Below are 24,709 nucleotides of genomic sequence, written 5' to 3' on the forward strand. Positions count from 1 at the left end.
CCCTGGTTACGGTCGCATCCGGCCCCGGCGCGCTGAACGGGTGCCCGGCGGCATCCGTATCCCTTCACGCATTCGGACTCCGCCGATCTCACGACTCGTAAGGGGACAACCGGTGACCGCCCACCGCCCGCACCACGCCTGCGGCGCCCTGCTCGTGGCCGTGCTCGCTCTCGCCTCGCTGACCACGGCCTGCTCGGCCGACGGGAAGGCCGCGCGGCCTTCCGCGTCGCGGGCCGGCGGGATACCGGCGGCCGCCCCGGCGGACATCGAGAGGATCGCGGCGCTGACCGATTGCGAGGCCGACATCCGCACCGACGCGGACGAACTCAGGGAAGGCGTGTGCGTCACGCCCAAGGGAAGCTGGACCGTGACGACCTTCCCCGCCGAGAAGTTCAAGCGGACCTGGCTGGACGCGGCCGCCATGTACGGCGGGACCTACCTGGTCGGACCGCGCTGGGCCATCGGCGGCACACCGGAACTGCTCGCGGAGCTGCGGAAGAAGGTGGGCGGCGACCTCCGGAAGCTGCGCGACATGAACGCGCCGCCCGTCACGGCCCCCGGCTCGACCCCCTGACCGCAGGAAGCGCTACGGGCGCGGCAGGGTCGCCGTGTCGAGGAAGAAGGCGTCGATGCCCTGCACGGCGGTGATGAACTCGTCCAGGTTGACCGGCTTGGCGACGTACGCGTTGGCGTGCTGGCGGTAGGCGCCCTCGATGTCGTCGGGCGCGGCGGACGTGGTGAGGACCACCACCGGGATGGGGCCGAGGGCCGGGTCGTCCTTGAGGACCGCGAGGAGCTCCCTGCCGTTCATCCGCGGCATGTTCAGGTCCAGGACGATCAGGTCGGGGCGCTCCGTTTCGGGGTCGCGCAGGTGCTCCAGGGCGGCGATGCCGTCGGTGACCTGCGTGATCGTACGAGCCATGCCGCGCGCGACGAGCGCCTCCTCGACGAGCAGCGCGTCGGCGAGGTCGTCCTCGACGAGGAGCACGCTGTAGGGGCGGTCGATCGAGAAGGGGTTCACGGCTGTGCTCCTGTGCTGGGTGGAGGGAAGGGGGCGCGAGGCGGGCTGGGCGGTGAAGACGAGTCCGGGCCAGCGGCGGCGGGCGCCCTGCCGGGTGATGCCCCACGCGTCGCCGAGCTGGGGGTAGTTCGCGCCGGCCTGCGCCGCGGCGGCGGCCTGGTCCCGCGCGCACCGCTCCACGGCCCGGCTCAGGTAGGACAGCGCGCGCAGCCGGTCCAGCTCCGTCAACGCCTCGGGGGCGGGTTCGCCGGTCGCCGTCGCGATGCCGTCGGTCCCTCCCTCTCCGTCCGGGGCCCCTCGGGCCTGTGCCGCCAGCTGGTGCGCCAACGCCCTCACCGCTTCCTCGGCGAGGCCGGTCAGCACATGGTCGTCGGACACGGGGGCAACGTCGGGGACCATGGGAGAACCTTAACCAGGTGCCGCTCTCGACAACAGTTGTTGTCGGGCAACGGTACGCTGCCCGCGCCCGGCGCCGCCCGCCGGGGGTGCCCCGGCGGGCGGCCGACCGGGCGGAACCGCCCGGCCGGCGCCCCGGGACCGGGTCAGAGCGCGACGATGCCCTCGCCGCCGACCCCGTCGGGAACCACGGTCGTGCCGATCTTGGTGAGCCCGCCGTCCCTGCCGATACGGAAGGCGTCGACGGCGCCCGCGCCACCGGTCTGCACGTAGAGGTAGCGGCCGTCAGGAGTGACGGCCGAGTCGACGGTGCCGGCGCCGGTGGGGGTGTTCCCCAGCGGTTCGAGCGCGGCGCGGCGCGTCTGGCGGAAGGCGGAGAGGGTGTTGCTGCCCGCGTTGGAGACGTAGAAGTGGTCGCCGACGCGGACGACCCAGCAGCTCGCCTGCTGGCCGGTCGGGGCGTCGTCGACGAGTTCGGCGTCGCCGTCCTCGCGCAGGCGGAACGTCAGGAGGCTGTTCTCCGCGCCGTCGGCGACCACGAGGCGGTGGCGGGCGTCGAAGGTCAGCCCGAACGGCTGGGACCCTTCCTTGCTGTTCACGACCGGCTCGGGGGCGGGCGCGCCCGAAGGGCCGAAGGGGAAGACCGCGATGCTGTTGCCGCCCAGCTTGGTCGTGACGACGAGCTGGGAGCCGTCCGGGGTGAACGCCACCTGGCCCGGGGTGTGGGTGAACTCGGGTGCGGTGGTCGTGTCCAGACCCAGTTCGCGGTGCCAGGCCGCGACCCGGTGCAGTCGTCCGTCCGCCAGCCGGTAGCCCTGGACGGAGCCGCCCTCACGTGCGTTGAGCACGTACACCCGGTCCCCGTGCGCGGCGACGCTGACGGGGAACACCCCGCCGGAGGTGATGATCTGCTCGCGGTGGAGGCGGTCGCCGTCGACCGAGAAGACGGTGAGGGTGTTGCTGCCCGCGTTGACCGCGTACAGCAGCTTGTGGTGGGGCTCGTACGTCAGCGAGCCCTGTGAGGCCAGGTGGTCGACGACGGAGCCGGCGAGGACGCCGCCCTTGCCGCCGGTGCCGTAGACGGTGCGCCCGTGCAGCGACCCGTCGGCGGCGCGCCGGTAGGCGATGACCTGGTTTCCCGCGACACGGTCGTTCTGGACGAACACGGCCCTGCCGTGGTCATGGGCAGACGGGGTCGACGGGGCGGAGACCGCGGGGGTCGCGAACGCGGTGGCCGCGAGGGCCACGGTCACGGCGGCCTTGAGGGTGCGGGCGAATCGGCGGGGAGGGGTCGGCATCTGTCTTCTCCTGAGTACGGCCGGCCGCGCGACTCCTGGGTAAGGCATGCGTCGGGGGCCGGCAGAGAGCGTCGTTCCGCCGTCATCCTGGAGCGGGGTACGCCCGGAGCGGGGCGCCCCGCTCCGGGCGTACCTCGTTAGGATGATCGGTTGGCGGCGAACGGTCGCAGGTGTCGCGTCCCGGCCCGTTCGACGCCTCCCAGGCCCGCTCCCGGCCGCCGCACCTCCCCCTCCCCCTGCCCCCGCCGCCGTCTACGCCGGTGCCGTCCGGGCGAGTCCGTACGCCGTCGCTTCGAGCAGGTGGCGGAGTTTCGGGGCGAAGTCGAGGGCGACGTGGGCCCAGCGCGGCTCCTGCTCGTACAGGGCGGCGAGTGTCGGGGTCGGGTGCGACACCTGCCAGAAGGTGGCCGCGAGGGACAGTGCCGTGGTCAGCAGGCCCTCGATCTGCGGGAGCGTCATGCTGCCCGCACCGGCCAGCGCACTCGCCATCTCGTCGTAGGCGGCGAAGGAGTTGGTCTTGTAGCGGCGGGCCCGCTCGATGTCGACATCGCCTTCGAGGGACAGCGGGACATGGGTCAGCAGGTCGCAGAAGACCGGCAGCGAGACCAGCGTCTCGGTGAGGACCTCGGCGACCTGGGCAGGACCGAGGTCGGTACGGTCGCCGACCTCGTCCTTGACCGCGCCGCGCCACCTGCCCCACCCCCGCTCGGCCAGCTCCAGGAGCAGTTCCTCCTTGCTGGCGTAGTAGCGCCGTACGCCGGTGCGGTGCAGCCCCGCGCGTTCGGTGACCGGCGCCAGGGTGAGGTGGCGGACGCCGCCCAGCTCCAGGGCGAGCGCCTCGGCCGCCGCCAGCAGGTCTTCGGAGCGACGCGTCTTGTCCTCGGTCGATCGGGCTCTGCGGTGCATACGGGAACTATAACGCTCGCGAGGTGCGCTAAGACGCCTCCCGTGTTACGTTCGTCGTAACGCATCACAAGGAGCGTTATGACCTCGGCTTCGACCCTCAAGAGGAAACAGCGATGAAAGCCATTCACGTCACCCGCTTCGGCGACCCCTCGGTGCTGGAAGCCGTCGACCTGCCCGACCCCCGGCCGGGCCCCGGACAGCTCACGATCGACGTCACCCACGCGGCCGTCGGACTCATCGACGTCTACTTCCGCCAGGGGCTGTTCAAGGACCACGAAGGCCTGCCCCGGCCGCCGTTCGTCCCCGGCCTGGAGGTCGCGGGTACCGTGCGCGCGCTCGGCGAGGGGGTGACCGGGTTCGCGGTGGGCGAGCGGGTGGTGACGCTCTCCGCCACCGGCACGGGCGGCTACGCGTCGGTGCTCGTCAGCGACCAGGCGTACGTCGTGTCCACGGAGGGGTACGACATCGACCCCGCGCTCGCCGTGGCGATGGTCCCCAACGCCGCGATGGCCCACATGGCCCTGACCGGCGTCGCCCGCCTGGCCCCGGGCGAGAGCGTCCTCGTCCACGGCGCCCTGGGCGGCTTCGCGTCCGCCGTTCCGGGTGTCGCACGACAGCTCGGCGCTTCGCGGGTGGTCGGTTCGGTCCGCGCGGGCAAGCTGGGGGTGGCCGCCGCCAGCCGGCTGCCGTACGACACGATCGTCGACTCCGCCGAACTGCCCGAGGCCCTCGACGGGCAGCTGTTCGACGTCGTCATCGACCCCGTGGGAGGGGCGCTGCGCACCCGGAGCCTCGACCTGCTGGCCCCGTCCGGGCGCCTCCTGCTGGTGGGGAACGCCAGTGGCGACTGGGACAGCGTGATCGACAGCAACCGGGTCTGGGTGAGCAGCGTGACGGTCTCCGGCTTCTCGGCGGGCGTGTACGTCCCGAACCACCTGGACGAACTGCGCCCCGCCGCCGAGGCCGCGCTGAGGGCGGTGTCGGACGGGCTGGCGCACACCGAGGTGGACGTGCTCCCGCTGGCCGACGCCGTGACCGCGCACGAGCGGATGGAGAACCGGTCGGTCGACGGCCGTATCGTCCTGGCCCTCTGAGCCACCACTCCGACCCTCGCCAAGTGTGCTGTGGACAGGCCGGATTGACGACCCGTCAGTGTGACTGCGGGGCCGGCCCCGTGGACTCCCGCACCACGAGGCGCGGTACGAGGGTCTCCTGCCGCCGGGGCGCCCCGGGATCGGCGAGGCGCGCGGCGAGGATGTCCACCGCGCGTTCGCCCAGCTCCTTCTTCGGCGGCGAGACCGCCGTCAGCGGGACCTCGCACAGATCGGCGATCTCGTCGTCGTAGCCGATCACCGACAGGTCCTCGGGCACGCGCACCCCCCGCCGCCGCGCGGCGGCGACCAGCAAGGTCGCCTCGTGGTCGGCGAAACAGATCACGGCCGTCACCCCGCTCTCCACCGCCCGCCCGACGACGGCCTCCGCGTCATGAGCGGTCCAGCGCGGCAGCGACACCGTGATCACCGGATCCGCGGGCAGGCCGGCCCGCTCCAGCGCCGCGGCCAGCCCCGAGCGGATCTGCGGCGCGGTGTGCGGGGCCGTCCGCTCCAGGTAACCGATGCGCGTGTGCCCGAGGGCCAGGAGATGCTCGACCGCGAGCAGCGCGCCTGCGGCGTGGTGGGAACGGACGAACTCGTCGAGGATCGGGGGGAGATGGGTTCCCCGCTCCACGAGCACGGCCGGCGGGCCGAGGGGGGCCAGGTCCGCGTTCCCGGGCCGGGAACCGTCGTCGTCGAGCGTCGGCACGAGGACCAGACCCGCCGCGCCCGCCGCGACCAGCTCGTCCACGGCCTGCCGCTCCCGCGCGGTGTCCCAGTCGGTCGAGCGCAGCAGCATCCGGCAGCCGCGCCGGGCCAGTTCGCCCTCGATGCCCGCGACGACGCGCGGGTAGTAGTACGTCAGCGACGGCACGACGACGCCGACCGCGTAGCCGGTGCGGGTGGCCGGCGTGTCGGAGACGTAGGTCCCCGATCCCTGCCTGCGGTAGACCAGGCCCTCCTGGACGAGCAGGTCGACCGCCCGCCGCACGGTGTTGAGGCTGACCCCCTGGTCGCGCGCCAACTGCTGCTCGGTAGGGAGTCTCCCGGCCGGCCAGCGCAGTTCGGCGATGCCCCGGCGCAGTTCGTCGGCCAGGTGGCGGGTCTTCCGGCCTCGCGCCACCGAGCCGGCCGGCCCCACAGGATCCGCCGGCCCCGCCGGGCCCGCGGCCCCCTCCGGCTCTGCCGGAACGCGCGGCGAACCCATCCACATCCCCCTTCGGTCCGCGTCCGTGATGACGCGTCGGACCACCCTACTGGCGGCCCGTTCGGCCCGAAGGGGCGGCCGGACACCGGGGAGGAATTCATTCCAATGAATCTGTTGACGCGCGGTACGGCGTGGCCCACACTCCTGGCAGGCGGATCACCGCCCACCCCCAATTCCCCCCACAAAGCCGAGGTTTGTCGTGATCGTCCCGGCCCGTCCGTCGCCCGCCAGGAGGAACCGCCGCGTCGCGCTCCTCACCTGCGCCCTCCTCGTCATCGGCCTCCAGACCGGGCGCACGGCGTCCGAAGCAGCCGCCGCGCCCGCCGTCTACTACGTGGATCCCGCGACCGGCTCCGCGAGCAATCCCGGTACGGCGGACCGGCCCTGGCGTACCCTCCAGGAGGTCTTCGCCTCGGGCCGCACGTTCGCCGCGGGTGACACCGTCTACCTGCGCAGCGGGAACCACGGCAGCCCGGTCGTCACCGGCGGCGCCACGGGCGCGCGGACCATCAAGGCCGCCCCCGGCGCGACACCCCGCATGAAGACACTGCGCTTCGCCTCCGGGGCCACCCGCTGGACGGTCGACGGAGTTGTCGTGTCACCCCAGGAGGCCGACGGTACGTACACCACCGGCGACCTCGTGCGGTTCGACGCGGGCGCCACCCAGAACATCCTGCGGAACTCACAGGTCCGGGCCGCGAGCGACGCCGCGGCCGACACCTGGTACAACAACGACTGGGTCAACCGCAGCGGCACCGCCGTCGTGGTCGTCGGCAGCGACAACCAGGTGCTGGACAACCAGATCCGCAACGTCCGCAACGGTGTGATGGCCGAGCGGACCTCCCAGGCCGGCGCCGGCGCCACGGGTGTGGTGATCCGGGGCAACAGCATCAACCACTTCTGGGAGGACGCCTTCCGCTGCAAGGTCAGCGGCTGCCTGGTCGAGTACAACTCCGCGGTGAACAGCTACGCCGTCGTGCCGCCCGGCACGGAGAACGACCCGCCGCACCGCGACATGTTCCAGAGCTACCGCGGCGACGGCAGCTTCACCCCGGTGTCGAACGTGGTCCTGCGCGGCAACGTCTTCATCAGCCGCACCGGCACGCGCTACGCGAAGATCCCGTTCCAGTACAACGGCAAGTACACCATCCAGGGCATCGGCGCCTTCGACGGCCCGTACAACAACTGGACCATCGAGAACAACGCCGTCCAGGTCGAAGTCGGCCTCGCCATGGGCCTGTACGGCATGAACAACAGCCGGATCGTCAACAACACCGTCGTGCCGCGCTCCCCCGCCAACGACAGCGAGATCCGCCTCACCAACCAGAAGGACGGCACCCCCTCGAACGGCAACATCGTCCGCAACAACCTGGCACGGACCTTCAACACCGGCGCCGGGACCAACACCCAGCACTCCAACAACATCACCGTGGGCACCGCCTACTCCACGTACTTCGTCAACTACCCCGCCGGGGACCTCCACCTGAAGTCCGGATCCCCCGCCATCGGCGCCGGAACCAACAGGGACGCGCCCACCACCGACGCCGACCGCAAGCCCCGCTCCACCACGTTCGACGTGGGCGCCTACGAGTTCTGAGCCTCCCGGCCGAGAAGGCGGCGGCCCGGAGCGGTGGCCTTCGTCATGCGGGGTAGTCGACCCCGCATGACGAAAGGAGGTCGCACATGCCGGACGACACGTCATTGAGAGCGGTGGGCTGGGCCCGGTCCTTTCCCGTATCGGGTGGGGTCCGGGCCGGCCGCACGTGGGCGCGCGGACACCTGGACTCGCTGGGATGGTGCACGGACGCGCCCGACACCGTGGACTCGGTGCTGCTCACCGTCTCGGAGCTGATCACCAACGCCCACGTGCACGCCCGGAGCACCGCCCAGCTGGTACTGACCTGGGACAGCGTCTGCCTGCACGTGAGCGTGCACGATTCCGGGCAGGGCACGCCCGTGGCGCGCGAGGCCGGTGATTCCGAGCCCTCCGGGCGCGGCCTCGCCATCGTGAACGCGCTGGCCGACAGCTGCGAGACGCGGAACCAGGCCGACGGCAAGACCGTCATCGCCTGCTTCCATCCCCCTGGCGGGCCGGTACGGCACCACCACGGCAGCTGACACGTCCCGGGTCCGGACCTCGCGTCCCCGGCGCGGCGCCGGATTCCCCGACAGGACCGATGAGCGATTCGACGGCAAAATAACCGTTCTGATCGGAAATGTCGGCCATCATGTCGGGAAGAGGAACAGGAACAGCGGTTCCCGGCGTGCGTGCGGCGCGGGGCGCGGCCGGGTGGTACGGCCCGGTGTCCATCTCGCACGAAGCTTCATCCAAGGAGAGCACGGCATGGCGAATGAGCGATCCCAGTCCCGCGGCCCGGCGGGCCGCGCATCCGAACTGGCCCTGCCCGTGGCGGGCGGGGCCGGGTGGGACACCGTGGACGTACGGGCCGTGGACACCGTACGGGTGCTGGCGGCGGACGCGGTCCAGAAGGTCGGCAACGGCCACCCCGGCACCGCGATGAGCCTGGCCCCGCTCGCGTACCTGCTGTTCCAGAACGTCATGCGGCACGATCCGGCCGACGACCAGTGGCTGGGCCGGGACCGCTTCGTCCTCTCGTGCGGCCATTCGAGCCTGACCCTCTACATCCAGCTGTACCTGGCGGGGTACGGGCTCGAACTGGACGACCTGCGGCAGCTCAGGACGTGGGGCTCGGCGACGCCAGGGCACCCGGAGTACCGGCACACGCGCGGGGTCGAGATCACGACGGGCCCGCTGGGCCAGGGCCTCGCGAGCGCCGTCGGGATGGCCATGGCCGCCCGCCGGGAGCGCGGCCTGCTGGACCCCGACGCGGCCCCGGGAAGCAGCCCGTTCGACCACCACGTGTTCGTGGTGGCGTCGGACGGCGACATGATGGAGGGCGTGACCGCCGAGGCCGCGTCCCTGGCCGGCCATCAGGAGCTGGGCAACCTGGTCGTCTTCTACGACTCGAACCACATCTCCATTGAGGACGACACCGACATCTCCTTCAGCGAGGACGTGGTCGCGCGCTACGCGGCGTACGGGTGGCACGTGCAGTCGGTGGACTGGACCCGTACGGGTGACTACGTCGAGGACGTCGACGCGCTGCTGACGGCGGTGAAGGCCGCCAAGGCGGAGACGTCCCGGCCCTCGTTCATCCAGCTGCGCACGATCATCGGCTGGCCCGCGCCCACCAAGCGCAACACCGGCAAGGCGCACGGCTCCGCGCTCGGCGACGAGGAGGTCGCGGCGACCAAGTCCCTCCTCGGCTTCGACCCCGACGTGACGTTCGCCGTCGAGGACGACGTCCTGGCCAGGACCCGCGCGGTGGGCGAGCGGGGCCGGGAGGCGCGCGCCGCCTGGCAGTCCGCGTACGACGCGTGGCGCGGGGCCAACCCGGAGCGCGCCGCGCTCCTGGACCGGCTCCAGGCCCAGCGGCTGCCCGACGGCTGGACGCGGGCGCTGCCCTCGTTCCCGGCCGACCCCAAGGGCATGGCCACCCGCAAGGCGTCCGGCGAGGTCCTCACCGCGCTCGCGCCGGTGCTGCCCGAACTGTGGGGCGGTTCCGCCGACCTGGCGGGGAGCAACAACACCACGATGGAGGGGGAGCCGTCGTTCGTGCCCGCCGAGCGGCAGACGTCGGAGTTCCCCGGCGGCCCCTACGGGCGGACGCTGCACTTCGGCATCCGTGAGCACGCCATGGGCTCGATCCTCAACGGCATCGCGCTCCAGAGCCTGACCAGGCCCTACGGCGGTACGTTCCTGACGTTCAGCGACTACATGCGGCCCGCCGTCCGGCTCGCGGCGCTGATGAAGCTGCCCGCCACGTACGTGTGGACGCACGACTCCATCGGGCTCGGCGAGGACGGCCCCACCCACCAGCCGGTCGAGCACCTGGCCGCGCTGCGCGCCATCCCCGGCCTGGACGTCGTACGGCCCGGGGACGCCAACGAGACCACCGTGTGCTGGCGGACGATCCTGGAGCACACCGACCGGCCCGCCGGGCTGGTCCTGACCCGACAGAACCTCCCCGTGCTCGACCGGGCCTCGGACGGCGGCGCGCCGGCGACCGGGGCGAGCGGCCCGTACGCCCCGGCCGAGGGCGCGGCCCGCGGGGGTTACGTCCTGGCCGACGGGTCCGGGGACGTACCCGACGTCATCCTGGTCGCGACCGGGTCCGAGGTGCAGATCGCCCTGGACGCGCGCACCCGGCTGGAGGGCGAGGGCCTGTCCGTACGGGTGGTGTCGATGCCGTGCCGGGAGTGGTTCGCGGCGCAGCCCGTGGCGTACCAGGACGAGGTGCTGCCGCCGTCCGTGCGGGCCCGGGTGAGTGTCGAGGCCGCCGTGGGTCAGGGCTGGCGGGACGTGGTCGGCGACGCCGGTCGTATCGTCAGCCTGGAGCACTACGGGGCCTCCGCCGACTACGAGCGCCTCTACCAGGAGTTCGGCATCACCCCGGAGGCGGTCGCCGCGGCGGCGCACGACAGCATCCGGGACGCGGCGGCCCCTCCGTACCCCGGCGGCCACCAGCGGATCTCCGCCCCCTCGGAGGGGAGCACGGGCGACCTGCCGTCCTGACCCGCGCACCCGCCGTACCGCCCCCGCCCCCGCCCTGCGCCCGCAGGCGGGGGCGGGGGCGGTACGGTGTTGACTTCCCCATCTGGTGCAGATTCACTAGTCGACGACTGGTGTCCACGCACTAAACAGAGGTCATGATGCGACAGGTGACGGCGTGGGCGTGGCCCGCGGGGTGGGCCACGCCGTGAACGCTCCTCCGCCCTTCACGGTGTCGCGCGCCGTCACGCGGGCGGGAGACGCGCACGTCGCGCTCGCCGGCGAACTCGACCACACCACCGCCCCGCAGGTCAGGGAAGCGGTGGCGGCCTGCATGGCGGAACGGCCGAAGAGCCTGCGCCTCGAACTGAGCGGTGTCGAGTTCTGCGACTGCTCCGGGCTCGGCGTCCTGCTGGAGACGCGGCTGTGCGTCCTGCTGGCCGGCGCGGATCTCGTGGTGGCGGGCATCGGGACGCAGTTGGCGCGGCTGATCTCCCTGATCGGAGCCGGGGATATCCTGGCCGAGGGGTACGTGAGGGCGGACTCGATCCTGGCCCGCAGCGAATGAGGACCGCCGGTCGTCGCGGCCCGGCCCCCTCCGTCCTGACCGTACGGCCCTCCACCAGCAAGGACGCCGCCATGCCCGCACCGCAGGACCGACCGGTCCGGGTCCTCCTGGTGGAGGACCACGACATGGTGGCCGAGGCGATAGGCCTGGCCCTGGAGCGTTCCCCCGGTCTGGAGATCGTGGGCCGCTCGGCGTCACTGGCCGCGGCGCTGGCCGATACGGAACGGCTCCGGCCCGACGTCGTCCTGCTGGACCGGCGGCTGCCGGACGGCGACGGCCTCGGCGCCATCCCCCGCCTGGAGGCGCTCGTTCCCGGTGTGCGCGTGCTCGTCCTGACCGGTGACGGCAGCGCGTCGGTGGCGGCGCGCGTGGCGGAGGCGGGCGGGGCCGGCCTGCTGTTGAAGACCAGCGGCCTGGGTGAGCTGGAGGACGCGGTACGGCGGGTGGCGGCCGGCGAGGTCGTGTTCGGCCAGGACCTGCTGGGCGGCGTGCTGGACCGGCTCAGCGGCCGGACGCCGGCGCTCGGCGCCACACTGACCCGGCGTGAGCGGGAGACGCTCGACCTGCTCGGCGAGGGCTTCACCACCTCGGACATCAGCGTCCGGCTGGGGGTCGCGCTCAACACGGGGCGCAATCACGTCCAGCGCGTCCTGGAGAAGCTGGGCGCGCGGTCCCAGCTGGAGGCCGTGACGATCGCGCGCCGCGAAGGGCTCCTCACGTGACGCCGCTGCCGCCCCTGCCGGAGCAGCCCCGGAAGCAGGCGGCTCCGCTGGCGGACGCCGCGTTCTCGCTGCTCGTCCAGGGCGTGCTCGACTACGGCATCTTCATGCTCGACCCGCAGGGGTACGTGATCAGCTGGAACGCGGGAGCGGAACGGATCAAGGGGTACTCCGCCGCGGAGATCGTGGGGAACCACTTCTCGGTCTTCTACCCGGAGGAGGACAAGGCGGCGGGCAAGCCGGGGTGGGAGCTGGAGACCGCCGTGGCGGACGGCCGGCTGGAGGACGAGGGCTGGCGCATCCGCAAGGACGGCTCCCGGTTCTGGGCGAACGTGGTCATCACCGCGCTGTGGGACGACACGGGCCGGCTGGCCGGGTTCGGCAAGGTCACCCGCGACATGTCGGAACGGCGGGCGGCGCAGAACGCGCTCAGCGAGCGCCGGCGGCTGTTCGACCACCTCGTCCAGGCCCAGGAGACGGAACGCCGCCGCATCGCGTGGGACGTCCACGACGACTCCATCCAGGCCATGGTCGCCGTGGGGATGCGCCTGCAACTGCTGGCGGAGCGCGTACCGGAGCCGTACGCACCGGAGCTGGAACGTCTCGACCTGTCGGTGCGCGGCGCGATCGGCCGGCTCCGGAACCTGACCTTCCGCCTGCACCCGCCGGGGATCGACCGCAGCGGGCTGGTCGAGGCGCTCTCCAACCACCTGACCGAGGTGACGCGTTCCTGGGGGATGACCCCGACGTTCGAGCACCGGCTCGACCGGGAGCCCGGACCCGAGACGGCCGTCACCATCTTCCGTATCGTCCAGGAGGCGCTGCTGAACGTGTACAAGCACGCCGGCGCGCGTTCCGTCGAGGTACGGGTCGAGTCGTCCGACGGGGGCATCGTGACGAGCGTCGCCGACGACGGCAACGGGGAGCCCATGGCGCGGGACGCGGGACGCGAACACTTCGGGATCGTCGAGATGCGGGAGCGGGCCGAGACGGCGGGGGGCTGGTGGTCCATCCGCAGCCGACCCGGGACGGGGACGACGGTCGAGTTCTGGGTGCCGAACCCGCCGCCCGCGGTGGCGGCGGAATCCGCGGCACCCGGCCCGCCGTGACAGCGGCCGGCCCCGGCGGGGACGCGCCGCTGCGCGTGCTCCTCTGCGACGACAACACTCTGCTGCTCGACGTCCTGTGCGAGGTCGTGGACGCGGAGCCGGACATGCGGGTGGTGGGCACGGCGACGGACCCCGGTACGGCGATCGAGCTCGTCCTGCGTCATGGGCCGGACGTGGTGGTCCTGGACGTCCGCTTTCCCGGCGGCGGCCACCGGGTCGCCCGGGAGATCGCGCGCCGCGCGCCGGACAGCCGCGTCGTCGCGTTCTCCGCGTACGGGGACCAGGGCTCGGTCGACGGAATGAAGCGCGCCGGGGTCTTCGCGTACGTCCTCAAAGGGGTGACGAACCGCGAGTTCCTCGACGCGCTGCGCCGCGCGGGACACCGCTCCGACGCCCCGCGCTGACCGCCGGCCCGGACGGGAGACCCCTCGGCCGTCTGGCGGGGCCGATCGGGGGTAGGGGCAGGAGATCGCAGCGACGCGCCGGCTCGCGCCGGACGGCACAGGGGGAGATTCACATGCACCGGGTTCACGACACAGCAGACAGCCACCGGGCCGTGACACGGGCCCCCCGGCGCGGCGCGGCCTTCGACGGGGAGCCGGGGATGATCGCGGACGCGCGCCGGCTGGCCCGCGAGTTCCTGGCCCAGGTGCAGGGGGAGTACGGCGTCCCGGTGTCGGTCCGGCTGCTCGGTGACACGCAGCTGGTGGTGAGCGAGCTGGTGACCAACGCGCGCAAGTACGCGCCGGGCCCGTGCCTGGTGGACCTCGAACTGCTCACCGACGCGGTCGAGATCACCGTGTGGGACAGCGAGTCCGCGCTGCCGATCGCTCGGGCGGCCGAGCCCGGCCGTATCGGACAGCACGGCATCGAGATCGTGCTGGCGCTGTGCGAGGGATTCGACGTCCGGCGCGAGCCTCTCGGCAAGCGGATCAAGGTGCGGCTCGCCCTGACGGACGGGCTCCGCTGACCGGCGAAGGTCTCGGAAGAACACGTGGACGAGGACGGGGTCATGAGCGGGATGCTCGCCGGGTTGCGGCGGTACGACCACCGGCTGACCCGGCGGATCGCGGCGTGGGACCACCCGTGGATCCGGACGGCGCTGCCGACCGCGCAGGACGCGGCGGAACACACCCTGCTGTGGTGGGGCGCGGCCGCGGCCGTGGCGGCCACGGGCGGACGGCGGGGCCGCGTCGCGGCGGGGGCGGGGCTGGCCGCGATGGGACTGGCGGAGGTGCTGTCGAACACGGTGGGCAAGCAGCTCGTGGAGCGTCGCCGTCCTCCCAAGGAGTGGATTCCGAACGAGGAGGTGGAGGACCGGCCGACCAGCTCCTCCTTCCCCTCCGGTCACACGGCGGCGGCCGTCGCCTTCGCCGCGACGGTCGCCGTCGTGTCGCCGCGTGCCGGTGCCCTCTGCGCGCCCGCGGCACTGGCCGTGGCGCTGGGGCGGGTCCACAGCGGGGCCCACTACCCCTCGGACATCGCCGCAGGGGGCCTCATCGGCCTGGCGGCCACGGCCCTGGTCCTCACCGGCCGGCACCGGGCCACGAGGCGTTGGCGGTAGCTCCGGGGGCGGCGGATCCTCCCCGTACCCGGCCGGTTACGCGACGGGTGCCGGCCACGCGGGCGTCGGCCTCGGCCTGGCCATCGTCCGGACGATCGCCGAGGCGCACGGCGGAATGCTCACCCTCGTTCCGCGCCCTGCGGGCGGGATCCGGGTCACCGTGGAACTGCCGGCGGGACCGTCCCCGTAACGGAGAACGGGAGAACGTGAAGGCAGGGAGCCGGGAGGACGGGCGGACGCGAGAACGGGAGGATCGCGCACGTGACGGAGAGGATCGTTCTTTCCGCCCGCCCGGCGCGGCGGTTGTCTGGGAGTAACAGATTCCGCACGGAGTTCCCGGACTCCGCAGGCCCAGGAGGCACCCATGGACGTGGCCGTCGTCACCGGCGCGAGCTCAGGCATCGGTCAGAGCGCGGCGCTCCGGATCGCCCGGCGGGGCACCGGCGTCATCCTGACGTACAGCTCGAACGCGGACGGGGCCGGGGACACGGTCGCGCGGATCGAGCGGCAGGGCGGCACGGCCGTGGCACTGCGCCTGGACCTCGCCGACACCGCGGGATTCCCGGCCTTCGTGGCGCAGGTGCGGAGCGCGTTGCGCGACACCTTCGAGCGGGACTCCTTCGACCACCTGGTCAACAACGCCGGGTTCGCCGGCATGGCGATGATCGAGGACACCCGGGAGGAGGACTTCGACCGGCTCACCCGCGGCCTGTTCAAGGGCCCCTTCTTCCTCACGCAGGCCCTGCTGCCGCTGCTGGCCGACGGCGGAGCGGTCGTCAACCTGACCAGCAACTCCACGCTGCCCCAGGTGACCGCGCCGGGCTACTCCGTCTACGCGGCGCTCAAGGGCGCCGTGGTGGTGCTGACCCGCTACATGGCGAAGGAGTTCAGCGCCCGCGGCATCCGCGTCAACTCGGTGGCCCCGGGGGCGACGGTCACGCGTTTCGCCGACGACGCCTTCGCGAAGAACCCCGAGATCATCCCGGAGATGGCGAAGTCGTTCGCGCTCGGACGGGTCGGCGAGCCCGACGACATCGGCATGGTCGTGGCCATGCTGGTATCCGAGGAGGGCCGGTGGATCACCGGCCAGGACATCGAGGTCTCCGGCGGCCAGAACCTCTGACCCGGCGCCGGGGCGAGCGTCGCCGGCTTCTCCGGCGTCCCGCAGGCGAACCGCGCCGGCGCCCCCCGCTTTGTCAAGATCGCGTTCCGAGTGATCGGGTGCGGTCTCAGGGATGTCTCAGGCCTGTCATCGGGTGAGCAGGGCCGGGGAGCCGGGCCGTGTTGAGGGGGACGGACCGCGCGACAGTCGCGGTCGCACCATCCGAGAGGCCGCAACAACCATGAACACCAAGCGTTTTGGCATCATCGCCGCGTCCGCCGTCGCCGGCGCGCTCCTGCTCACCGCGTGCAATGGTGACGACACGGCGACCGGGCCCGGCGCGAGCACGGCGGCCGGCAGCCCCACCGCCGCAGGACACGCGTCGGGCGGCACCGAGCACGCCGCCGGGGGCGCGGCGGCGCAGACGGCCGGCCGGTGGGACAAGAACGCGTCGGACGCCGCCTTCTTCGGGTCGGTCCTCAGCGGCGCGAACGAGGTACCGGTCGCGGGCGGGCCCGCCACGGGCGACAAGGACGGGCACGCGCTCGCCCTCATGCGGATCCAGGGCGACCAGGTGTCGTACGCGTTCACCTTCACCGGGGTCGGGACGCCGACCCTCGCCCACCTCCACAAGGGGGTCAAGGGTGTCAACGGGGACGTGAAGATCCCGTTCTTCACCGAGAAGCTGGCGGACGGGACGAAGTTCGCGTACGGCACCGTCACGGTCGCCGACCACGACCTGCTGGAGGGCATCAAGGCCAACCCGCAGAACTGGTACTTCAACCTCCACACCGCCGAGTTCCCCGGCGGCGCGGTCCGCGGCCAGGGGTACAAGCTGCCCGCCGGTGTCCACGTCCCCGACACCATGACGGAGGACACCCTCAACTCCGTCGTCAAGAACACCAAGTAGACCGGCCGCCCCGCCGGCCCGACGACCTCGGCTCCCTCCTCCCCGCGCGCGGGGAGGAGGGAGCCGTCCGTGCGTCCGGGCGTGCGGGCGTCCGCCGGGGCCAACGGATAGGTTGAGCCCGCGACCTGAGGACCGGTGGGGGTGAGCGGGGTGGCGGAGCAGTCGCGGGACTGGGTCCGCGTGCCGGTGGGGGACGAGGCGAGCCGGTGGTCCACCCGGGGGCGCTGCCGGCGTGTGCTGCTCGTCATGCACAACGTCACGTCCGCGACGCGTCTCCTGGACGTGCTCCCCCTGTTCCGTGACGACCTGCGGGTCCAGTTGCTCGCGACCTGCACCGGCTCCTCCCCGTTCCAGAGCGGCGTGACCGAGCTGCTGGACGCGGTCGGGGTGCCGGTACTGCCCTGGGAACAAGCCGTGAGCACACCGGTGGATCTCGCCATCTCCGCCAGCCTGGGCGGCCAACTCGACCGGATAACGGGCGCGTTAGTCGTGGTCTCCCACGGCGTCGGCTACAACAAGACGCTGCGGTCGGCGGCCAGTGACGCGTCGGCGGGCAATCCGCCGTTCGGGCTCGCCCCGGAATGGCTGCTGGCCGACGGCGTGCCCGTCGCCGACGCGATGGTCTTCTCGCATCCCGAGCAGATCGCGCGGTTGGCCAGCTCCTGCCCCGCCGCCGTCCCCACCGCCGTGCTGGGCGGCGACCCGTGCTTCGACCGGATCCTGGCCGCCCGGCACCACCGCGAGCGGTACCGCAGGGCGCTCGGGGTACGGCCGGGCCAGCGTCTGGTGCTCCTGAACTCGACCTGGAACCCGGACTCGTTGTTCGGTGACAGCGGATCGGACGACGTACTGCCCCTGCTGCTGCGGAGGGTGGCGTCGGACCTGCCCGTGGACGAGTACCGGGCCGCGGCCGTCCTTCATCCGAACATCCGGGCCGCGCACGGCCCGGGCCAGGTACGGCTGTGGCTGGACCGGGCCGCGCGGGCGGGCCTGGCGCTCGTGGACCCGCTGGACGGCTGGCGGCAGGCGCTGATCGCCGCCGACCTGGTGATCGGCGACTTCGGCTCGGTCAGTTACTACGCAGCGGCCCTGGGCACGCCCGTCCTGCTCGGCTCGGCTTCCCTGGACAGTCTCGGGCCCACCTCGCCCGTCGCCGACTTCGTCCGTACCGCACCGCGCCTCGATCCGTACGCGCCCCTGTTGCCGCAGGTGGAACACCACCTGGCCACCCACCGGCCGCTCGCGGCGCCGGCCGAGATGACCACGTCGTCCCCGGGTGGATCGGCGGTCCTGCTGAGGGACCTTTTCTACGGCCTGATCGGCATCCCGGAGCCGTCCGGACCCGCGCTGCTCGACCCGCTGCCCCTGCCCCCGTACGAACCCGCCCCGTACACCGCGCCTCTGCGGGTCGTGACCCGGGTCGGCGAGGACGGCACGATCGAGGTCCGCCGGTTCTCCGACCCCGTGGCCGAGCCCGACGGACCCGGTGACGGGCACCTGGCGGTGCACGAGGACACCCTCGATCCCGGCATGCTGCACCTCGCCGACCTCATCTGGCGGCACGGCGCCCCGTACGACCCCCGCCTCGGAACCCCCCACCAGTGGGCGGCCGAGGTCCTCGACCGCTACCCGGGCTGCGCCCTGGCCGCCTACGTCACCGGCCCCCACACCTGTACGGTCCGCCACCGCGACGGCCTGACACGCGAACTGACCGCCCACCCGGACGCCGACCCCGCCCTGTACGCATCGGCCTTCCTCGCCCACCTGGCCACCGGCGCAACCGGCGACGTCAGGGTCCGCACCGGGACGGGCCGGTGACGGCGGAAGGTGGTCGGCCAAAGCCGCCCGTCCGGTGCGCAGTTGTCGGGGGCGCCGGGCGTGGCACGGTGCCGCTCACCCGGTTAGGGTGGGAAGGGTATGGAATGTGGAGAATGGGGGGTTCAGGGGCGAAACGGGGAAGGTGCGGGGCGCCTCGGGGATTCGAGACGAGGAGGGACCAACAGTGACCGGGACCGTGCGGGACCATTCCCCGAGCACACCGACGTACGAGAATCTCCTGATCTGCGCCGTCGACCACCGGGCGAGTCTGGAGAGCGACCTCTACGGATTGACCGCCCCTCCCACTCCCGCGCAGGCCGCGAAGATCGCCGGTGACAAACTGCTGGTCTACGAAGGCGTGGTCGACGCGCTGCCGCAACTGCCCGGATCGACCCGCGCGGGCCTTCTCATCGATGAGCACTACGGGGCGACGGCGGCCGAGCTGGCGAGTCTGACCGGGCGGATCGATCTGGCCATGCCGGTCGAGGAGAGCGGACAGGAGTGGTTCCACTTCGAGTACGGGGAGGACTGGCGGCGGCATGCCGAATACTTTCCGGCCGCGTTCTCGAAGATTCTCGTGCGGGACAATCCGCGCTTCGGGGATTCCGACCGGAACGCGCAGGCCGCGAAGCTCTCCCAGGTGATCTCCTGGAGCCGGGAGGTCGGCAGGCCCGTCATTCTCGAACTGCTCGTGCCGGCCACACCGGCCGACCTGGCGACGGTGGACGGCTCGGCCGACCGGTACGACCGGGAGGTGCGCGGCGCGGCCACGGTGCGGGTGATGGAGTACTTGCAGGACCGGGGCGTGGAGCCGGCGATCTGGAAGGTGGAGGGCCTGGAGAGCCGCGCGGACGCCGAGGCCGTCGCCCGGACCGCGCGGCGTGGCGGACGGGCGGGGCGTTGCGTGGTGCTGGGCCGTCACGCCCCCAGGGAGAAGCTGGATCGCTGGCTGGCGATCGCCGCGCCCGTGGAGGGGTTCGTGGGCTTCGCCATCGGCCGGAGCATCTGGTGGGAGGCCCTCGACCACTACGTCCGCGGGCGGACGGGACGTGACGAGGCGCGCGCCGCGGTCACGGAGGCGTACGTCGGGTACGCGCGCTACTACGTGCGGGCGCGCGCGGGTGAGGTGAACGTGCCTGCCTGAGAACGCCGATGACGGCGCTTGGGGCCTAACGGGGCGGCTCCGGGGGGATGTTGTGGTTCACCCGCAGCATGTTCTCCGGGTCGTAGGCCGCCTTGAGCGCCCGCAGCCGTGCATAGAGGCCCGGCTCGTACACGGGCCTCGTCCCGTCCACCGTGGCGTCGGCCGGCCCGACGAAGCCGGGATGCTTCCCGGAGTGGAGCCAGGGGGCGAGCGCCTCGACGAGTTCCCTGCCGGAGTCGGCGTGGTCGGCCACGGCCTCACCGGGCGGTACGACGGTGAGGCCGAAGAACGCGTAGGCGGCGTCCCGCGCCCCCACCGCGTTCCCGGTCGCCGGCGGGTGGGCGTAGGCACCGCCGAGGTGGCGGATGTCGACGAGGTTGACCGAGCTGCCCGACCCGGGCCCGACCGTGCCGAGGAGGGCGTCGACCGTGCCGGGCGCCATCTCGTCCAGCAGGCCGAAGTGCTCGACCGCGGCGGCCGGATCGGTGGGGTCCATGGAGATGGCGGCGAACTCCGAGAAGGGCATCTCGCCCACCGTGTCCATCAGGACGGGCGCCGCGTCGCGGAGAGGCGCGACAAGCCGCTCCCCCTCGTCGGGCGGCCCCGCGAAGGACACCCGTACAGTCAGCGCCAACTTCCCCTGGAGGAAGGGCGGAAGCGACGGCAGGGGCGGGAAGTTGAGCAGGGCGAGGCCCGAACTCATCGCGTCGGGCGCCGATCCGGTGAACCGCCGGTACGCCTCCAGTACGGCGCGGGCGTCCTCCCCCGCGAAGAACAGCGCTCCCGCGTAGAGCCGCGCCACCGGGAAGAGCGTGAACTCCATGGCGGTCACCACACCGAAGTTGCTCTTCCCGCCCAGGAGCGCGCCGAAGAGCTCCGCCTCGCTGTCCGGGGACACGTGGTGCGTCTCGCCGTCGGCCGTCACCACGTCCATGGCGGTGACGTGGTCCGAGGCCCAGCCGTACAGGCGGCCCAGCGTCGGACTGGCCCCGCCGCCGAGGGTGTAGCCGACCACCCCGACCCCGGGGGACGATCCGGCCAGGGGGGCGAGCCCGTGCCGGGCGGTCTCCTCGACCAGCGGCCCGAAGCGGACGCCCGCCTGGACCCGGGCGGTACGGCGCTCCGCGTCGATCACGATGTCCGTCATGCGGCGCGTGGTGATGAGCAGCGTCTCGTCCGTGGCGCCGAGGGACGGGCCGTGGCCGGTGTTGAGGACGGCCACGGCGAGCCCCTGGGCCCGGGCGTAGCGCACGGCGGCGGACACGTCCCCCGGGCTTGCCGCTCCGACGACCAGGGCGGGGTGGTGGGCGACGGACTGGTTGTAGACCGCCACTTCCTCCTCGTATCCGGGCGCTCCTGGGGTCAGTACGGGCCCGTCGAGGCTCCGCTGGAAGGTGTCCAGGTCACGGTTCATGGACGGCCTGCTTTCTCTGCGTACGGAGGTGGTCACGCTCCCGGATCACGCTCCGGATCACGCTCCGGGTCCCGCTTCCGGATCCAGTCACTTTCCATTATAGTCAAGATTACTTACTACATCTGGGAGGATGCCGTGCCCACCGTCGAACTCACCCGTTTCCGCGTGGAACCCCCTCGTGTCCCCGCCCTGCTGCGCGCCCGCACCGCGATGCTCGCGGACTTCCGTGCCGACCGCGTCGGATTCCTCGACGCCCGTCTCGTCCGGCTCCCGGACGACCAGTGGCTCGACATCGTGACCTGGGCGAGGCCCGAGGACTTCGCCGCGTCCCGGGCCAAGGGCGCGAACCTCCCGGGGATCGCCGCCTTCTTCGCGGAGATCGCCGAGCTGGTCGGCGCCGAGGAGGGCACCGAGCCCCCGATCGGGGAGGCCGGATGATCCGCCGGGCCGCTGATGCGGTGCCGTAGGACCTGTTGTTCCATGGAAGGCAGGACTTCTCGCTCCGTCAAACGGAACGAGTGTGCAGGGCGAGTACGGCGCGGTCCGCGCACCCGCGGCGCCACCGCGACGCGGAAAGGGCGATCCCGGTGACGGTTCCCGCTTCCACCCCAGACCCCTCCCCCGGCCTCCCCGCCGAGGACATCGCGGCCCTGAGGGCCGCTGTCGCCGGCGAGGTCTTCCGCCCCGGCGACGCCGGGTACGCGCACGAGTGCGCCACGTTCAACCTCGCGGTCCCGCAGCGGCCGGCGGTGGCGGTGGGCGCCGCCCGGCCCGCGGACGTACAGGCGGCGGTGGCCTTCGCGAGCGCCCACGGGCTCCCCGCCGCCGTGCTCTCCACCGGCCACCAGTCCATGGTTCCCTCGGACGGGGCCCTGCTGATCACCACCGGGCGGATGTCGGACGTGACCCTCGGCCGCGACGCCCGCACGGCGGTGGTACGGGCGGGGGCGCGCGCCCAGCAGGTGATGGACGCGGCGGCCCCGTTCGGCGTGACACCGACGGTGGGCTCGTCCCCGACGGTCGGCGTCGTGGGGTTCACACTCGGCGGCGGCCTCAGCCCCACCTTCGGCAGGCCGTTCGGATGGGCCGCCGACTACGTGCGCGCGATCGACGTGGTCACCGCCGACGGGCGCCTGCGGCACACCACCGCGGACGAGGAGCCCGACCTGTTCTGGGCCCTGCGCGGGAGCAGGAGCAACATGGGCGTGGTCACCGCGCTGGAGGTGGAACTCCACGACGTGACACGGCTGTACGGCGGCGGGCTGTTCTTCCGGGGCGAGGACACCGAAGCCGTCCTGCGCGCCTATCTGCGGCTCACGGCCACCGCCCCCGAGGAGCTGACCTCCTCGATCGCCCTGCTGCGCCTGCCGGACGTCCCGGCCGTGCCCGACGTCCTGCGCGGCGGGTTCATGGTGCACGTACGGATCGCCTACCTCGGGACGCCCGCGGAGGGCGCGGACCTTCTCCTGCCGCTCCGGCAGGCCGCCACGCCGGTACGCGACACGGTCGGCGACATGCCGCTGACGGACTTCGCGTCCATCCACCTGGACCCCGTCGACCCCATGTTCTTCCGTGAATGGACCGCGATGCTGGCCGAGTTCCCCCCGGAGGCCGCCGACGTGATGACCGCACTCGCCGGGCCGGGGGCGGAACACCCGGTGGAGTTCGTGGAGTTGCGCCACCTCGGCGGCGCCCTGGGGCGGCGGAACGGCCCGCCGAGCGCGGTGGGGAACCGCGACGCCGCGTTCGCCCTCTGGATCATGTCCATGGGCCCACCCGCCGAGGGCGACCCGCAGACCGCCTACGCGGAACGGGTGTTGGCGGGACTCGAACCGTGGAGCACCGGGCACACCTACCTCAACTTCTCGTCGTCCGAGCCGACCGCGGCGCGGGTGAAGGAGGGCTACGGCCCGGAGACGTACGCCCGGCTGCGCGCGGTCAAGGCGGCCTACGACCCGGAGAACCTGTTCCGCCTCAACCAGAACGTCCCGCCGGAGGTCACTTCCGCGGCCGGGCGAGAACGACCAGCATCGCCGTGACGAGGGCGGCCGTGACGAGCCCCGTCACCAGGACGGGGTCGGACGCGAAGGTGGCCGCGAGGATGCCCAGGACGGCCACCACCCACAGGGCGTCCAGGGCGCGGGACGGGTCCGGGTTCCGGCGGAGCAGCCTGAGCACCGTCACGTAGATCGCGACGGGCACCGTGTACACCGCCGCCGCAGTGGTGGCGCCGATGTGGGTGTGGTGGCCCGTCTGGGCGACGTTCACGGCGAGGCCCGCGCCGACCGCCGCCGCGGAGGTGAACACGGCGTAGTGCCCGTATCCCCAGCGCAACGAGGCGGCCAGGGAGTCCAGTTGGCTGGGCGTCTCGTCGTTGAAGTACAGCCACCACATGGCGAAGACCGTCAGGATCCCACCGACCGCGAGCGGAATGATGCTGCCGTACGAGGCGTCGGCGGCGAGCGCGGTCTGCACGGCCGCCGTGGCGGCGGTCACGGTCTCCCCCAGCACGATGAGGGTGAACAGGCCGAACCGCTCGGCGATGTGGCTCGGGTGCCAGATGGTGTGCACGGCGCGCTCCGCCCAAGGGGGCACGGCCAGTTCGACCACGACGAGGACCCCGAAGGACCACCAGCCGGCCTGCTCGTCGAACCCGAGGCGGACCACCCAGCCGACCTGCGCGACGAGGATCCCCGCCACGTAACGGAGGCAACACCGCCGGCGCTCGGGGTCGGAGTGGGCGGCGCGCAGCCACTGGCCGACCATGGCCAGCCGCATGATCACGTATCCCAGTGTGATCACGGTGAAGTCGGCGTGCTCCAGGGCTCTCGGCGCCCCGGCCGCCAGGGTGAGCGCGCCGGCGATCTGGATCAGGGTCAGCAGCCGGTAGGGGACGTCGTCGGTGTCGTACGCGGAGGCGAACCAGGTGAAGTTCATCCACGCCCACCACACCGAGAAGAACACCGCCGTATAGCCGGCCAGCCCGTTGCCGACACGTCCGGCGGCGACCTCGTGCTCGAACGCGGCGGCCGCCTGGGACACGGCGACGACGAAGCACAGGTCGAAGAAGAGTTCCAGGGCGGTGGAGGTGCGATGCCGCTCGTCGGCACTGCGCGCCCGCATCGGCCGGTACCAGCTCCGGTTCCGAGGCTCGGGAAGGGGCTGACTCACTGGGGGTGCGCTCCTGCCGGTTTGAACGGATTCGCCCCGACTTTATGCCACCCCGGCGATCACACGGCGCAGGCACCGGCCGGGCCGGGCCCGATCCGATACAGCCCGATACGGCCCGACAGCAGGCTGCCCCCGAGCGGGTCGCTCGGGGGCGGCGTACGAAGGAACGAGGCGTACGTTCAGTTGTTGACGTCCTGCTTGTAGTCGTCCGCGCACCGGTCCTTCTCGGACTGGCTGTTCGCGTGGCGCACGCAGTCGTTGAAGTCCTTGAACTCGTCGGAGTTCAGCAGCGACACACCGATGGTGACGATCACCGCCGACACGATCAGCCCCAGGCCGCCCAGCACCGCGCCGACGATGGCCATCGTGCGGCGGGGCGCCCGGCCGCCACGGGCCCGGCGGGCGCCGAGGATGCCGAGCACGACCGCGGCCAGGCCCAGCACGATGCCGCCGACGACCGTCCAGAAGAACACACAGGCGGCGATCCCCAGGACGAGGGCCGCGATCGCGAGGTTGTTGCCGCGCGCGGGGGCCGGATCGGTGTGCGGGACCGGTCCGGTGTGGGGCTGTCCCTCGGGGGCCGACTGCTGCGGGTAGTGGGGCATGGACATCGGTCTCACACTCGTCTCTTCGGCTCGACCTGTTCGGGTCTCCCCCGTCTGCCCCCCAACGGGCGGCGCACGCATGCCCGTTCA

The 24,709-nt window shown here is 72.6% G+C and carries 24 protein-coding genes and 1 pseudogene; 18 read left to right on the forward strand and 7 right to left on the reverse strand.

Features of this window, described 5'->3' with window-relative positions; translation table 11 throughout:
* Nucleotides 1–112 precede the first annotated feature (112 nt).
* Nucleotides 113–574, forward strand: a complete 462-nt coding sequence (locus HA039_RS01975) for a hypothetical protein (RefSeq protein WP_243869036.1) — start codon at nucleotides 113–115, stop codon at nucleotides 572–574.
* A gap of 12 nt (nucleotides 575–586) precedes the next feature.
* On the opposite strand, the gene HA039_RS01980 is transcribed toward HA039_RS01975, so the two are convergent.
* The 3 genes from HA039_RS01980 to HA039_RS01990 all read right to left on the reverse strand — a co-directional run bounded on the left by HA039_RS01980 (nucleotide 587) and on the right by HA039_RS01990 (nucleotide 3,621).
* Nucleotides 587–1,420: a response regulator gene (locus tag HA039_RS01980; protein ID WP_167022823.1), complete on the reverse strand. Its 834-nt coding sequence runs from the start codon at nucleotides 1,418–1,420 to the stop codon at nucleotides 587–589.
* A gap of 143 nt (nucleotides 1,421–1,563) precedes the next feature.
* On the reverse strand, nucleotides 1,564–2,715 hold the full coding sequence (locus HA039_RS01985; protein WP_167022826.1) for a lactonase family protein: 1,152 nt from the start codon (nucleotides 2,713–2,715) through the stop codon (nucleotides 1,564–1,566).
* A gap of 252 nt (nucleotides 2,716–2,967) precedes the next feature.
* Entirely contained in the window at nucleotides 2,968–3,621 is a 654-nt protein-coding gene (locus HA039_RS01990) for a TetR family transcriptional regulator (protein WP_167022829.1), read from the reverse strand.
* A gap of 113 nt (nucleotides 3,622–3,734) precedes the next feature.
* Here HA039_RS01990 and HA039_RS01995 point away from each other — a divergent pair, with 113 nt between their 5' ends.
* Nucleotides 3,735–4,715 carry a quinone oxidoreductase family protein gene (locus tag HA039_RS01995; protein ID WP_167022832.1) on the forward strand — a complete coding sequence of 327 codons (981 nt, stop codon included), beginning with the start codon at nucleotides 3,735–3,737 and terminating at the stop codon, nucleotides 4,713–4,715.
* Between the two features lie 55 nt (nucleotides 4,716–4,770).
* Here HA039_RS01995 and HA039_RS02000 read toward each other — a convergent pair whose 3' ends face one another.
* The gene (locus HA039_RS02000; RefSeq protein ID WP_167022835.1) at nucleotides 4,771–5,838 is read right to left on the reverse strand and encodes a GntR family transcriptional regulator; all 1,068 of its coding nucleotides are present in this window, start codon (nucleotides 5,836–5,838) and stop codon (nucleotides 4,771–4,773) included.
* Nucleotides 5,839–6,121: 283 nt separating this feature from the next.
* On the opposite strand from HA039_RS02000, the gene HA039_RS02005 reads away from it, so the two are divergent.
* The 14 genes and pseudogenes from HA039_RS02005 (at nucleotide 6,122) to HA039_RS02065 (ending at nucleotide 19,429) form a co-directional block, all read left to right on the forward strand.
* Nucleotides 6,122–7,519, forward strand: coding sequence for a choice-of-anchor Q domain-containing protein (locus tag HA039_RS02005; protein WP_167022838.1), 1,398 nt, complete (start codon nucleotides 6,122–6,124; stop codon nucleotides 7,517–7,519).
* An 86-nt stretch (nucleotides 7,520–7,605) separates the two neighbouring features.
* A complete protein-coding gene (locus HA039_RS02010; RefSeq protein ID WP_208298514.1) occupies nucleotides 7,606–8,040 on the forward strand; it encodes an ATP-binding protein in 435 nt (144 codons plus the stop codon).
* A gap of 226 nt (nucleotides 8,041–8,266) precedes the next feature.
* Nucleotides 8,267–10,519: a transketolase gene (gene tkt / locus HA039_RS02015; RefSeq protein WP_167022841.1), complete on the forward strand. Its 2,253-nt coding sequence runs from the start codon at nucleotides 8,267–8,269 to the stop codon at nucleotides 10,517–10,519.
* Nucleotides 10,520–10,703: 184 nt separating this feature from the next.
* Nucleotides 10,704–11,063 (forward strand): STAS domain-containing protein, encoded by a 360-nt coding sequence (locus HA039_RS02020; protein ID WP_167022844.1) that lies wholly within the window; start codon nucleotides 10,704–10,706, stop codon nucleotides 11,061–11,063.
* A gap of 71 nt (nucleotides 11,064–11,134) precedes the next feature.
* Nucleotides 11,135–11,785, forward strand: a complete 651-nt coding sequence (locus HA039_RS02025) for a response regulator (RefSeq protein WP_167022847.1) — start codon at nucleotides 11,135–11,137, stop codon at nucleotides 11,783–11,785.
* Nucleotides 11,782–12,891, forward strand: a complete 1,110-nt coding sequence (locus HA039_RS02030) for a PAS domain-containing sensor histidine kinase (protein ID WP_208298515.1) — start codon at nucleotides 11,782–11,784, stop codon at nucleotides 12,889–12,891. The genes HA039_RS02025 and HA039_RS02030 overlap by 4 nt, the downstream gene beginning before the upstream one ends.
* Complete coding sequence (locus HA039_RS02035) at nucleotides 12,888–13,295, forward strand: response regulator (RefSeq protein WP_208298516.1); 408 nt, start codon at nucleotides 12,888–12,890, stop codon at nucleotides 13,293–13,295. Before HA039_RS02030 ends, HA039_RS02035 begins: the two co-directional genes overlap by 4 nt.
* 200 nt (nucleotides 13,296–13,495) lie before the next feature.
* Nucleotides 13,496–13,861 (forward strand): ATP-binding protein, encoded by a 366-nt coding sequence (locus HA039_RS02040; RefSeq protein WP_208298757.1) that lies wholly within the window; start codon nucleotides 13,496–13,498, stop codon nucleotides 13,859–13,861.
* A 42-nt stretch (nucleotides 13,862–13,903) separates the two neighbouring features.
* A complete protein-coding gene (locus HA039_RS02045) occupies nucleotides 13,904–14,455 on the forward strand; it encodes a phosphatase PAP2 family protein (RefSeq protein ID WP_243869039.1) in 552 nt (183 codons plus the stop codon).
* Nucleotides 14,456–14,510: 55 nt separating this feature from the next.
* Nucleotides 14,511–14,645: pseudogene (locus HA039_RS33545) on the forward strand (ATP-binding protein); the annotation flags it as partial.
* Nucleotides 14,646–14,819: 174 nt separating this feature from the next.
* The gene (locus tag HA039_RS02050; protein WP_167022853.1) at nucleotides 14,820–15,578 is read left to right on the forward strand and encodes an SDR family NAD(P)-dependent oxidoreductase; all 759 of its coding nucleotides are present in this window, start codon (nucleotides 14,820–14,822) and stop codon (nucleotides 15,576–15,578) included.
* 220 nt (nucleotides 15,579–15,798) lie between these two features.
* Nucleotides 15,799–16,467, forward strand: a complete 669-nt coding sequence (locus HA039_RS02055; RefSeq protein ID WP_167022856.1) for a CHRD domain-containing protein — start codon at nucleotides 15,799–15,801, stop codon at nucleotides 16,465–16,467.
* Nucleotides 16,468–16,617: 150 nt separating this feature from the next.
* A complete protein-coding gene (locus HA039_RS02060; protein ID WP_425086398.1) occupies nucleotides 16,618–18,285 on the forward strand; it encodes a hypothetical protein in 1,668 nt (555 codons plus the stop codon).
* A 184-nt stretch (nucleotides 18,286–18,469) separates the two neighbouring features.
* On the forward strand, nucleotides 18,470–19,429 hold the full coding sequence (locus HA039_RS02065) for a 2-deoxy-5-keto-D-gluconate 6-phosphate aldolase domain-containing protein (protein ID WP_167022862.1): 960 nt from the start codon (nucleotides 18,470–18,472) through the stop codon (nucleotides 19,427–19,429).
* Nucleotides 19,430–19,454: 25 nt separating this feature from the next.
* Here the strand turns inward: HA039_RS02065 and HA039_RS02070 are convergent, their stop codons facing one another.
* The gene (locus HA039_RS02070) at nucleotides 19,455–20,843 is read right to left on the reverse strand and encodes an FAD-binding oxidoreductase (RefSeq protein ID WP_167022865.1); all 1,389 of its coding nucleotides are present in this window, start codon (nucleotides 20,841–20,843) and stop codon (nucleotides 19,455–19,457) included.
* A 135-nt stretch (nucleotides 20,844–20,978) separates the two neighbouring features.
* Here HA039_RS02070 and HA039_RS02075 point away from each other — a divergent pair, with 135 nt between their 5' ends.
* Together HA039_RS02075 and HA039_RS02080 are read left to right on the forward strand one after the other, a co-directional pair.
* The gene (locus HA039_RS02075; protein WP_167022868.1) at nucleotides 20,979–21,281 is read left to right on the forward strand and encodes a hypothetical protein; all 303 of its coding nucleotides are present in this window, start codon (nucleotides 20,979–20,981) and stop codon (nucleotides 21,279–21,281) included.
* Between the two features lie 149 nt (nucleotides 21,282–21,430).
* Nucleotides 21,431–22,882 (forward strand): FAD-binding oxidoreductase, encoded by a 1,452-nt coding sequence (locus HA039_RS02080; RefSeq protein WP_243869042.1) that lies wholly within the window; start codon nucleotides 21,431–21,433, stop codon nucleotides 22,880–22,882.
* Here HA039_RS02080 and HA039_RS02085 read toward each other — a convergent pair.
* Complete coding sequence (locus HA039_RS02085; RefSeq protein WP_167022871.1) at nucleotides 22,842–23,966, reverse strand: low temperature requirement protein A; 1,125 nt, start codon at nucleotides 23,964–23,966, stop codon at nucleotides 22,842–22,844. The genes HA039_RS02080 and HA039_RS02085 overlap by 41 nt on opposite strands.
* Before the next feature lie 227 nt (nucleotides 23,967–24,193).
* Nucleotides 24,194–24,625 carry a DUF4190 domain-containing protein gene (locus tag HA039_RS02090; RefSeq protein ID WP_167022874.1) on the reverse strand — a complete coding sequence of 144 codons (432 nt, stop codon included), beginning with the start codon at nucleotides 24,623–24,625 and terminating at the stop codon, nucleotides 24,194–24,196.
* Between the last annotated feature and the right edge of the window lie 84 nt (nucleotides 24,626–24,709).

It is taken from the genome of Streptomyces liangshanensis, from assembly GCF_011694815.1.
Taxonomy (GTDB): domain Bacteria; phylum Actinomycetota; class Actinomycetes; order Streptomycetales; family Streptomycetaceae; genus Streptomyces; species Streptomyces liangshanensis.